This window comes from Alphaproteobacteria bacterium, from assembly GCA_015062495.1.
GTDB lineage: Bacteria > Pseudomonadota > Alphaproteobacteria > Rs-D84 > Rs-D84 > Enterousia.
Window position 1 is genome coordinate 136,135 of record SUUN01000002.1, and the last position, 12,874, is coordinate 149,008.

11 protein-coding genes are annotated in these 12,874 nt (G+C 44.2%); 4 read left to right on the plus strand and 7 right to left on the minus strand.

Translation table 11 applies throughout. The annotated features are described in order from the left end of the window. Positions 1-11: 11 nt before the first annotated feature. The 5 genes from E7008_03225 to E7008_03245 all read right to left on the minus strand — a co-directional run bounded on the left by E7008_03225 (position 12) and on the right by E7008_03245 (position 6,085). Positions 12-758: a hypothetical protein gene (locus E7008_03225; protein MBE6456930.1), complete on the minus strand. Its 747-nt coding sequence runs from the start codon at positions 756-758 to the stop codon at positions 12-14. Beyond that, on the minus strand, positions 759-2,717 hold the full coding sequence (locus E7008_03230) for a hypothetical protein (protein ID MBE6456931.1): 1,959 nt from the start codon (positions 2,715-2,717) through the stop codon (positions 759-761). Positions 2,718-2,911: 194 nt separating this feature from the next. Next, positions 2,912-5,197, minus strand: a complete 2,286-nt coding sequence (locus tag E7008_03235; protein ID MBE6456932.1) for a DUF87 domain-containing protein — start codon at positions 5,195-5,197, stop codon at positions 2,912-2,914. 68 nt (positions 5,198-5,265) lie between these two features. Further along, entirely contained in the window at positions 5,266-5,712 is a 447-nt protein-coding gene (locus E7008_03240; GenBank protein MBE6456933.1) for a hypothetical protein, read from the minus strand. Between the two features lie 43 nt (positions 5,713-5,755). Continuing rightward, entirely contained in the window at positions 5,756-6,085 is a 330-nt protein-coding gene (locus tag E7008_03245; GenBank protein MBE6456934.1) for a hypothetical protein, read from the minus strand. A gap of 149 nt (positions 6,086-6,234) precedes the next feature. Between E7008_03245 and typA the strand changes: the two genes are divergently transcribed. The 4 genes from typA (at position 6,235) to E7008_03265 (ending at position 10,883) form a co-directional block, all read left to right on the plus strand. After that, complete coding sequence (gene typA, locus E7008_03250; GenBank protein ID MBE6456935.1) at positions 6,235-8,067, plus strand: translational GTPase TypA; 1,833 nt, start codon at positions 6,235-6,237, stop codon at positions 8,065-8,067. Positions 8,068-8,181: 114 nt separating this feature from the next. Next, the gene (locus E7008_03255; protein MBE6456936.1) at positions 8,182-9,033 is read left to right on the plus strand and encodes a hypothetical protein; all 852 of its coding nucleotides are present in this window, start codon (positions 8,182-8,184) and stop codon (positions 9,031-9,033) included. Between the two features lie 2 nt (positions 9,034-9,035). Next, positions 9,036-9,866 (plus strand): glycosyltransferase family 2 protein, encoded by an 831-nt coding sequence (locus E7008_03260; GenBank protein ID MBE6456937.1) that lies wholly within the window; start codon positions 9,036-9,038, stop codon positions 9,864-9,866. A 3-nt stretch (positions 9,867-9,869) separates the two neighbouring features. Beyond that, the gene (locus E7008_03265) at positions 9,870-10,883 is read left to right on the plus strand and encodes a hypothetical protein (protein MBE6456938.1); all 1,014 of its coding nucleotides are present in this window, start codon (positions 9,870-9,872) and stop codon (positions 10,881-10,883) included. Between the two features lie 23 nt (positions 10,884-10,906). On the opposite strand, the gene E7008_03270 is transcribed toward E7008_03265, so the two are convergent. After that, positions 10,907-11,935 (minus strand): glycosyltransferase, encoded by a 1,029-nt coding sequence (locus tag E7008_03270; GenBank protein MBE6456939.1) that lies wholly within the window; start codon positions 11,933-11,935, stop codon positions 10,907-10,909. Between the two features lie 23 nt (positions 11,936-11,958). Further along, positions 11,959-12,855, minus strand: coding sequence for a hypothetical protein (locus E7008_03275; protein MBE6456940.1), 897 nt, complete (start codon positions 12,853-12,855; stop codon positions 11,959-11,961). Positions 12,856-12,874 lie beyond the last annotated feature (19 nt).

The following is a 12,874-nucleotide window of genomic DNA, read 5'->3' on the forward strand; positions in this document are numbered from 1 at the left end:
GGGATTAATTTTTAATCTTTTTTCTGCTGTCTTTGCGAATTATTATATGCACGATACTGATTCTGCAAACACGACCGCATAGAATCAATCATGGCTTGAAACTTACGCTTGTCCAAAGTTTGTGGTTTTTCCGCATCACTAACCCTGCAATATGCTTCAAATTCCTTCTTATCATTTGCACAATTATCAGAACCATTTATACGCTGACTTGCCAACTTACAAAAATCTTGAACCAGTTGTTTTTTCAATTCTGAACTAACATTATCGCCATTACCAGACATATTAACAATCATATTCAGATTATCTTCATAGCACTTTAATATTTCTGAATCTTGATAATAATTCAGACAATTTTTCACACCGGCCATATGAATATTTCTGTCATCCGATTTAAACGAAGACGATGACGAAGAAGAACCCGACGACGATGCGCCCTTGGCCTCCAGCCCGGTGGTCAAAACTGCCTTTTCTAATTGGGTCTTTAACCGTCGCAACATTGATTCCATCTGTTCATATTGGCGATACATCTGTTGCGTAATCAGTGTCGTTTTCATTGCGATAACATCACGCATTAATTCTTTGTCTGCACCGGTTGGATTTTCTGTTTCGCCAATATTATATGCGTGTGTGGAACACAGCGCCAATTCCGCCACAATTGCATCATTGTCATCATTTTCACAGCCATTATCGGCATACGCCGGCACACACACCACCAGCGCAACCAACAAACTATAAAAGATATTTTTTAATCTTTTCATTTATTTTTTTTCGTCTTTATCTACAATCTGTCCATCTTTACAAATCTGCTCACTTGACCAAACACGATTTTTTCCACACCAACATTCTTTTGTTTCACCATCAGCACTCAACCTAAAATCACCTTTGGCTTCTTTCTCACACCAATTTTGATACTCAATCCAGGTTTTATACTGCAACTCAAATGAAGATTCGTTTCCCGCATCATTCTTTCTTTGTTCATACTCAGATTGCAACAAAACTTCGCCATCAACATAAACACAATCACCTGTCAGCGTACAATATGTTGTATCATTCCATTGCAACCCGCAACCGTTGTTTACACTTTTAACATACTTGCCATAATCCGAAGTATCGACGCAATCCGCCTTGGACAATCCTGTACGTTTATTATCTGGATTCAACCCCGTTCCATCAATAAATTTAACCCAGCCTTTATACTTGGCGTCATATGCCAACTGTTCATTAGACACACAAACCTTTTTGGGCATTTTTTTGGACTGCACTGCGGTCAGCAAATTCTGATACCCCGTCGGTGTCAATGCACAATACTTTAACCTGTCTATTTTTGCATCCTCTGCGCCGGTTGAATATTTATTTGTTCCAACATAATCCGGTGCGTCTTGCAAGATGATACGTTCCAATGTATCCAGATCCAATGTTGCACCCTTTTTACTGCTGCGACGTCCAAATATTGCAATTGATTCCAATGCGGATGTCGCACACCCAACACGCACCAATCGATCGCCTTCGTAATTTTCATCCAGCCATTCACGCAACACTTCGTCATTGTCGCCCGCACCACCAATTAACTGAGTAACTGTACAGCGACTGTCATCCTGGGGCGGAACGGCCATATTAAGGGTACACTCCTGACCACCTTTGACTGTGCCATACTTAACCGAACGACCATTTTTACAATTATTATTGTTATAATACTGAACTTCGTGCTTTTCCTTTTCACCCGTACACAGGAATTTTCCCCACTGATTGCAGCCGCCACTTAACATCATAATAACATCGGACACATCCACACCAACCGCCAACGCCATTTCCAGAGCTTCGTATGCTTCATCCACAATTTCATCATACGGTTCAAAGAACGCATGTGCCTTTTCCTTGAACATTTTGACACGTTTTGGCCCGGCACAGTTATTACCGCGCGCATCACATTTCGCATATGTAAACGCCGTATCCATTGTCGCCTTTAATTTTTTCAGGGCAATTTCGGCATTTTCAATTTTCGACAGAATCTGACCCGAAATCTGTTTGCGCGCCAAAATATCTGCCTCAATCCCCTTTTCCGCCGCCGCGACCATATCGTCGGTCAACGCCCCATTCCCCGATGACACGGGTGCGGACACTTCTGGCTGTTTTGTGGCCTGTTCCATTGCAGCCGCTGTTAGCGCCTTTTGTTCATCCAGTGCCGCCTGCATCTGGGCCATTTGCTGGGCATTTTGCTGCTGCATTTCATACTGCATTTGTTGCATCTGTGCCTGCATTTGTTGTAATTGCGCATTACTTTGCGCGGCGGCCGCCTGGGCCGCCATCTGCTGGGCGGCGATTTCGGCCTGTTGCGCCTTGTTATTTGCGTTTGACACCAATTGCGCCGAAATAAATTCGATTAAATCATCGCCGTATTTTTTGCACGTTGCATTACTGTTCACGCACCCCGCCACAATCGGTCGTGCCAAATCCAATGTATTACACCCCACGCATTTTGGCTGGGCACAGCGCAAAATCAATGAATTACAGTTCCCAAAATCAGCCGTCGCGCCTGCACCACCGCCCGATGCCAACGTGCGACTGTTCATCATCTGATTCCAGTTATTATTATTTGTTGCACCTGAATTTCCGTTCCATGCGGTTAAATTACTGCCCGCGGTGGTTGCGATTTGCCCCTGCGCAAATGTTGGAATTGCGCACAAAGCCAGCAATAAAAATCGCTTGAACAACTTCATATTCTCTCTTGGCCTTAATTTTAACACAAAACCCAAATTTATAAAAGCAAAAAAATCCGCCACATGTCCCCCCCCCTTGCGACGGGATTAAAATAAATTAGAATGATTTAGATACAAGATGAACCCGCAACCGTAGTGTACAGAAGTTACATGAGGTTGCGGGTTCACTTGTAGATGAATTATTATAATTTATTTTACAGGATGTGTCGTTTGTTATTCGCATCCGGCGCCGACACAATCCCATCCTGTTCCATACGTTCCATAAACCCGGCGGCCTTGTTATAGCCAATCTGCAAACGACGCTGAATGTATGAAATGGTTGGCTTTTTATCGCGAATAACACATTCTTTGGCGCGTTCATACAGGTCTGCTTCTTTATCCGACGCGCCACCCCCCGGTATTGCGCCGGGCAATCCTGACATATCTGCCGCACCACCTTCGCCGGCTTCGTCCGTCACACCATCCACATATTCTGGCGCGCCCTGTGAACGCAGGAAATCCCCAATTTTTGTTAATTCATTATCATCAATAAACGCGCCGTGTATACGCACCGGCACACGCCCCGCTTCGCTAAACAGCATATCACCACACGCCAACAATTGTTCCGCACCACCTTCGCCCAGACATGTCACACTGTCGATACGACTGCGCGCCTGGAACGACACACGCGTTGGGAAATTCGCCTTGATAACACCGGTAATCGTCGTTGCGTCTGGTCTTTGCGTCGCCATCACCAGGTGGATACCCGCCGCACGCGCCTTTTGTGCGATACGCTGAACACAGGCCTCTACATCCTTGCGCGCCAGACTCATCAGGTCGGCCACCTCGTCAATAACAATGACGATGTATGGAATATCCGACAAATCAATTTCCTGGGTTTCGAATAACAGTTCCCCGGTTTCTGGATCTGTACCAACGGCGACTTGTTTTGTCATTTTTTCGCCCGCCGCGCGTTTTTCCGCCGCAATTTCATTATAACTTTCGATATTGCGCGCATTTAAAACCTGTAATTGTTTATAGCGTTCTTCCATTTCACGCACCGCCCATTTCAGTGCGTTAACCGCCGCCGCTGGGTCTAACTTTACAATCGGTGTAATCAGATGCGGAATATCATCCCAGAACCCAAAGTCTACCCCCTTAGGATCGATAATCATCAACTTGCACTTATCGGGCGTAAAGTGATAAACAATTGATGTAATAATCGACTGAACGAACACAGACTTACCAGAACCTGTGCGCCCTGCGATTAACATGTGCGGCATTTTCGCCAAATCAAAGTACATTGGATTACCGCCAATATTCACACCCAACGCCAGCGGGATTTTGTATTTAGTATCAACAAAAGTATCCGATTCCATCAAACTGCGATAACGCACAGTCTGACGCGTTACATTTACCATTTCGACCCCAATATAACTGGTACTGGGGATATGGGCGATACGAATATTTTCAGTCGCCATTGCGCGCGTCATATCTTTGACCGTTTTGGTAATATCTGCAATACGCATACCTGTATCAGGCTCAAATTCATACAGCGTTACAATCGGCCCCGGCTTAATTCCCATAACCCGACCAAACACCCCATATTCCGCAAAGTGCGTTTCCATATTCCGCGCATTTTGCTTTAATTCCGGCGTCACAGAACACTTGCTAAACAGCGATTTTTCCAGCAATTTTGGATCTGGCAACTGATATTGCGATGCCGCACGCACGCGTTTTGGCGTCACAACGGGCGCAACTGTCGCGGCCGCCACGGCTGCCTTTTTCGGTGCACGACGCGACAGCAATCCACGACGTTTTTTCTGTGGCACATCCTCTTCTTCTGCCACTTCTTCTGTGGTGTCTGTTGTATCATCTGGGCTGTCCAGCACTTCTGCGGCAACCGGCCCTGTTAAATGGAATGCTGCGCCAATCGCACGAATTGTGCGCCACGCAATACGCAACGCACCACGCACATGCGCCCACTTAATATGCAACAAACTGCCCCCCATCCACAGAAAGGCCGCAACACATAATATTCCGACGATTATAGATAAATTCCCCATAACCCGCCCCAGGTCATTTGCAACAATCGCACCAAAAATACCCCCAAACGCAGACGACGGCATAATCAATCCAAAACCGGCCGCCCCCACACACACCGCAATAAAACCACGCAGGAAATTATATTCAGGCATCCCTTCGCCCATCAGTGCGATCATACGCATAAATCCCCAACGTGCGACACACATGAACACAAACAACGCAGGTATTGCCCCAACGGCATAGCGCACAAAACCAACAACATGCCCCATTATGGACTGGTCACCAAATGTTCCAGCCACCCCAAATCCCGACAAATAAGGATTATAAAACAGTGTTGCCCACACCGCCCATGCGCCCAACACAAACACCAGCGCCCCAAAAATCCGCGCCAATAAACTTTTCAACATACCCGAAATACTATCGGGCAAAAAATTATTTGATTTCTTTCCTGCCATAACATTTGTATTTTATCACAAATTAAACAAAAAAACAGGCGATAAATTTTATCGCCTGTTCTTTTTTCTTAACGTGTCTTTGAATCTTTTTTCACCGCATACTTTTCCGGACTTACAAATGGGAAATAGAAATCCTTTAATACATTCGATGCATTTTTATACTTCATCTGTTTTAACGCATTTAACAAAACCTTTTGCGCTTCGCCCCGTTCCCAGTCAAACTGACTGTGCAACTTTGCCATATTCCACAGCACCTTATTATAAATCAAATATGCACTGTTATCACGTGGGGTTGGCATGAATGCATCAACCAAATCCATTCTTTCCAAACCATCTTTCACACGCGCATCATAGTCCGCATACTTTTTTGGGTTTGCTGCAACTGCACGCACCTCGGCCATGGCATCAATAATGCGCTTTTGTTCCACTTCATCCTTGGCATGCGACTTGCGTTTTTCCAAGAACAAGACAACCTCGTCAAAAAACTTTTGCAATGTTGCGTTATAATCAATCATTTTATTTTCCTTTTATGCCTGGCGCAATTATATCATAAATTTGCTATCTGGACAATCCTAAACGTTCCAGCATCTCACGCCCCTGTAAAACCTTGGCACGATTCTGGGCACGCGTGGCCATACCCGCATTATAGCCCTGCAAATCAAATTTATTGCCACCCAGTGGTACAATCTTGGATTCCGAAAATTCGTTATAGGCACGACGCACCTTCTGCTTGCGATTTTTGCTTTTCGCATCACGCTGCGCATCCAACAAGCGACCAGAAATTGCAAAATATTCCTGAATCAATTTGTCATTACCGTTAACCTTATTACACAAATGACGCCACGCCAATTTTGCGCCCGCCAAATTAAACTCATATATAAATGTCACTTCAAACTCCTTTGGTTTAGTTCAACCGACTCACACCTATAAATATAGACAAATTTATACAAATGTCAATATTTGGACATAAAAAAGTTGAAAAGTCACACAATTAGGTATAACCTATATCGGAAAAACTAAAAAAATGGGGCAAACCAATGAAGATTCGCAATATTGCAATTATTGCACACGTTGACCACGGCAAAACAACCCTGGTTGACAATATGTTAAAACAGGCGGGCACATTCCGCGACAACGAACGCGTTGACGAACGCGTAATGGACAGTGGTGATATCGAACGCGAACGCGGCATTACAATTTCCGCCAAACCCACATCAATCCAGTGGGGCGAATATAAAATTAACATTGTTGACACACCGGGCCACGCGGACTTTGGTGGCGAAGTTGAACGTATTTTATCCATGGTTGACGGCGTCGTACTGCTGGTCGACAGTGCCGAAGGTCCAATGCCCCAAACAAAATTTGTATTATCCAAGGCCTTGAAACTGGGCCTGCGTCCAATCGTTTGCATTAACAAAGTTGACCGTGGCGACGCCCGCCCAGACGAAGTTTTATCTGAAACATTTGACCTGTTTGATAAACTGGGTGCAACGGATTCACAATTGGATTTCCCATATTTATATGCGGTTGGCCGTGACGGTTGGGCCGTGCGTGATTTGAACGACGAACGCAAGGATTTAACCCCCCTGTTCCAGTTGATTGTTGACCATGTACCCGCCCCTGATTGCAATGGCACACGTTGCCAATTGGATGCACCATTTACAATGTTGGCCACCACACTGGAAGCAGACCCCTATGTCGGCCGCATTTTAACCGGAAAAATTGAATCTGGCACTGTACGTGTTGGCCAATCGGTCAAGGCAATCAACCGCAACGGCGAATTTATTGAAAACGCAAAAATCACAAAAATCATTGAACATCGTGGCGTTGAAAAGGTTTCACGCGAAACCGCATCCGCCGGCGACATCGTTGTTGTTGCAGGATTCAGCAAAGCAACCGTGGCGGACACCCTGTGCGACCCATCGGTTACCGAACCAATCCCAGCCATGCCAATTGATCCACCAACCCTGACAATGACATTCTTTGTAAACACATCCCCATTGGCGGGTAAAAGTGGTAAAAAATTAACATCACGTATGATTGGCGAACGTTTGTTTAAAGAAGCCGAAACAAACATCGCACTGCGTGTTGAACAAAGCGAAAACAACGAAGCGTTCGAAGTATCCGGCCGCGGTGAATTGCAGTTGGGCATTTTAATTGAAACGATGCGCCGCGAAGGTTTTGAATTATCCGTATCCCGTCCACGCGTTGTAATGCAAACAAATGAAAACGGCGAAAAACTAGAACCAATCGAAGACGTTGTTATCGACGTAGACGACGAATTTTCCGGTGTTGTAATTGAAAAAATGACCAAGCGCAAGGCAACAATATCCGAAATGAAGGCATCTGGCGCCGGCAAAACACGCATTGTATTTTCCGCCCCTTCTCGTGGTCTGATTGGTTATTTATCTGAATTCCGCACCGACACGCGCGGCACAGGTATCATGAACCGTGTATTTGATAAATACGATTTATATCGCGGTCCAATCCAGCACTATCGCCCAGGCGTATTGGTTTCGATGGAAAAAGGCAACGCCGCCACATATGCACTGTTTAACCTGCAACCACGCGGCACATTGTTCATCGACCCACAAACCGAAGTTTATTCGGGCATGATTATCGGCGAACACAGCAAAGAAAACGACCTGGAAGTAAATCCGGTCAAAGGCAAAGAATTAACCAACATGCGTTCGGTCACAGCCGATGAAAAGTTATTCTTGGCCCCACCACGCCGTATTTCGCTGGAAGAAGCCCTGTCCTATATCCTGGACGACGAATTGGTAGAGGTTACACCCGCCACCATCCGTCTGCGCAAACGTGAACTGGACAGCAATACGCGTAAAAAATTAAAGAAACACGCCGAAGAATAAAAATCCCGCCACCCGGCGGGATTTTTAATCCCCATCTTTTTTATCTAGGAATAAACACCGCTTTCAAACCTATTCACCCGTGTTATAAACTGTTACCATTGGAAAATTATCACAATGCACCCACGGCGATTATTCCTGTTTGCAGGTTATAACAAAAACGGCATCATTGACGACGCACTGATTTTTTATATCCAGCAACTGGCGAAATTTGGCGACATTGTTTTGTGCATGGATTCAGATATTCCCGCCCCAGAATTAAAAAAAGTCCAGAAATACTGCGTACACACGATTGCCGCGCGCCATGGCGAATATGATTTTGGATCATACAAGCGCGCCTACATCTGGGCGACCGAAAATCTTGATATCAATAACTATGATTATTTATATCTGGTTAACGATTCTGTTTATGGGCCACTGCACGATTTGACGCCATATTTTATCCGCATGGAATCATTATCATGCGATGCATTTGGCATGACGCAAAAACGACACCGCACACGCGCCCATATCCAATCCTGGTTTATCGGCCTGCGCCCATCGGTATTCAAAACAAAATGGTTTGATGATTTTATGTGTGCTATAACCAAATTAGTGTCCAAATCGCAAATAACAATTGAATATGAACACGGTCTGTCACATATGATATCTGATAACAACCTGACTTGGTGCGGGTTATACTCGGTATACAATCGTGACATTTACAACGGCATATCCAAGACATTCATTGCCGGCATACCATTTATAAAAAAAGATGCCTTTGTTCGCCACAATGGTGCACTTGGCGCACAGATTTTATATGTCCTTAATCACACCAGCCACCATATACGGCACACCATTTTACAATCCGCGCGCGCACAATATGGCCCAGAATATATTAACTGGCTTTTAACAAAAAATCCGTTTAGAATATTAATCAGAAACATATATCACACCACCCACAAAATGTTCGCACGGGGGCGCAAATAATTATGACTAAACGCATTGCCGCCATCACAATGGCACGAAACGACACATTTTTTCTGTCCCGTTGGATTGAATACTATGGTCGCGAAATTGGCACTGAAAATTTATACATCTATCTGGATGGCACGGACCAAGACATTCCTGAAAACGCAGGTGCAGCGCATATAACAAAATTGCCCCACACCGACATGTCACGCAGTGCCGGCGACAAATACCGCATTGGCAAAATGTCCGACCTGGCAAATGAATTACTGAAAAAATACGACATTATAATCGGCTGCGATTGCGATGAATTTTTAATTGTTGACCCGGCCCTGAATACATCATTGGCACAATATCTATCGGATAAACAAATCAACACAACGCTTTCGGGCCTGGGGTTGGATGTGGGGCAACACTTAACACACGAAAAGCCACTGGATTCATCCAAACCATTTTTGGCCCAGCGTGCATACGCCCTGTTATCTACCCGTTATACCAAGCCTGTTGTAATAAACCGCCCGGTCCGGTGGGGTTCTGGCTTTCACAGCATAAACGGCCACAATTTCCACATTGACCCGAATTTATATCTGTTACATTTTGGTGCGGTTGATATGGACATGCTGGTGGCCAAGGCCGCATCCCGTGGCCCCGATTGGGTAAATCATTTAAAGCGTCGTGGCAACGGCACAATAAACGACGTCACAAATCGCCCTGCGCACGGTGAACGGTGGTTAAAAATTGCCCGCGTTATGCAACGCATATTCCGCCCAATCTATGCGTGGGACAAACCCGGCATGCTGGGGATAAAACGCATTGTAAAAATTCCAGAACGTTTTCAAAAATCAGGGGTATAAACCATGACACCAGATATGAAAATAGACATTGTTTACCTGTGGGTTGATGACAGCGATAAAAAATGGCGCGCCCAAAAGGATAAATGGCTGGAAATCATCAAGGGCGAAAAACCCGTCAGCAATGACGCATCTACAAACGCGCGCTGGCGCGACAATGGCGAATTCTTGTATTCCCTGCGCAGCGTTGATAAATTTGCCCCATGGGTGAACCATATCTATATCATTACTGGCTTTAACCAAGTGCCACGTTGGCTAAACACTAAACATCCCAAAATCACAATTGTTCCACACGAACAAATCATGCCACACGACGCATTACCAACATTTAATTCCGTTGCGATTGAAATGTGCATACCAAACATACCAGGACTGTCCGAACACTTTTTATTAATGAATGACGACATGTTCTTTAACCGTCCCCTGACACCCGACTTTTTTTATGATGCACGTGGCCGCGCACGAATTTTATACAGCACCCACGCAAAACACGATAAAAACATTGGCACTTGGATGACCCAGGTTGATGAATACACCCAAACATTAATCCTTGCTGCACAAAGCATCGATAAAATTTTTGGTAAATCACTGTATAAATATCGCCCTGCACACAGTATTGACCCATACATAAAATCCAGTTGGATTGAATGTCGCAATCACCCACTGTTAACTGGACACATCGACAAACAAATCCGCAACAAATTCCGCACAAACAACGAACTGCAACGTTGGCTGTTTAATTTATACGATTTAATCAATGAACGGGCGGTATTTATCCATTCCCGCGCACGCAAACACACGCGTCATAAACTCAGCAATTTTATATACAACACCATCTTTTCACCATGGATAAAAAATTCACCTGTTGTATGTACCGACGCATCGCGTGCACGCACAGCACTGATGCGTGCGCCTGTATTTTGTATCAACGACGCACACGATTCAGATGAAACAGTTCTGCGCGATAACGCAAAATTTATGGCGGAACGCTTTCCTGACAAATCACAATTTGAAAAATAAAAACCGCCACTTGGCGGTTTTTTCTAATTAACCCGACATGTTTTTATGAAATCGCAAATTTGCATACGCAACTTTTTCGCCCATTTAAATGGCGGCCGATCCAGCGCACCAATTCGTTCCAATTCACGAAAACATTCCTGGGCAGCAACTTTTTCATCTTCACTTTCAATATACTTTATTTTCCGGAATGCCCAGTTTATAAAATACCATTGAAAATTTTCTGACCATTTTTTCATCTGATATGGTGTGGCCGATTCTTGATATTTCAAAAACGATGTTTTAATCCCTGTACACAAACTTTGCATAATGCGCAATTGCTTGGCACTTAATACAATCCCACCAAAATTCGGTATATAGAAATATAACGGCAATGGCGCAATTGTCACACGCGGATTGCGCAGCATCACCTGACTCCACCATGGGAAATCTTCGAACAATATCCCTTTGATAAAGGGAATATCTTCTATCAATTCACGCCGGTACAAATTTTTCCACACCTGACAATGCTTTATCAGCCATTTTTTCTTTTTTCCCGGCGCATTGTGTGTACGTTCGGTTGCATATTCATACACATCATCTGTAACCAACGTTGGAATCCGCGCAACATCATAGCGTTTATGTATCCGACGTGGCACAACATTATCTGTATCCATTTTCAGCACATGTCGCACCATTAATTGCGGGCGATAAATTCTGTCATATGTAAACGACACAATATCAGACCCATCACGCAACGCCAACGAATATGCAATTTCCATGGTCTGGGGATGAATAAAATCATCACTGTCCAGATACAGAATATATTTACCACTGGCAACCGCCATACCTGCATTACGCGCATCAGACAGCCCCCCATTTTCCTTGTTCACGATTTTAAATCGCGCATCTTTTTTTGCGTATTCTTCCAGAATTTCCGCACTATTATCCGGACTGCCATCGTTTACACAAATCGCTTCCCAGTCTGGGAAAGTCTGATTTTTCACACTATCCAAACATCTGCGCAAATATTTTTCAACGTTATATATTGGTATGATAACCGAAATCGCAGGCATCCCGCCCCCCTTTGATTTTTATATTATTTATTCATATCACAAATTGCCTGTGAAAACGTTCCCGGACGCGGCGCATCTGCATATGCCGTCTTTTGAAAGAACGCCCCTGACGTTAATTCATCAAACAACTTTTGATCAAACGGTTGAAATTTATATTCATGCCATAATGTATGTGTTGGATATTGATCAACATGTGGCATTTCGGCAAAATATTTTTTTGCCCTTTCGTCATTTTGAACCAACGTCTGGAACAACATCTGATGCATAAAGTAATCAAAACTTTTATTTTCATGCATCCAGTAATCTAAAATCATGGCGCGCCATGCCCCCAACAGGTACGACCCACGACGCCCACGAATAAAGCAATTCTGACAAAACATATACTTCTGCCCTACTTTATCACCGACCAGATACATAAAGAAGTCCGTATCAACAATCCATTTTGGTATTTTATCCACCACAAAATCCGTTGAATCCAACCAGAATCCCCCATATTGATACAGCAATTCCACCCGACAAATATCTGCAAAATGGGCACGTCTGATTTTACCCGCCTTGTACTTTTCAACAATCACATCTGGCAACGTAATGTAATCAAAGATGTTATTATCATCCAACACCACCAATTCCTGCTTGCAATGTTTTCTGATACTGCGGAAACAAGATTTTACCAACTCTGGCGCATTTTCTTCGCCTTGCTGCCATATTGTAAAAATCTTTTCATTCTTATCATCTTTGATAACTGGCCCATCCACAACATTTTTCACCGCTGGCAAATATCGTTTAAAATATTCCGGTGCAACGCGCGACAAAACATCCGTACGCACATCACGTCTGTGATCACGCGAACGCCACGGCCAGTTAAATACATGTGATTGAAAAAAGATTCTTGTCAGTGCCCACGCTCTATCAATATTCATATTTTATCCTTTGCTTTTA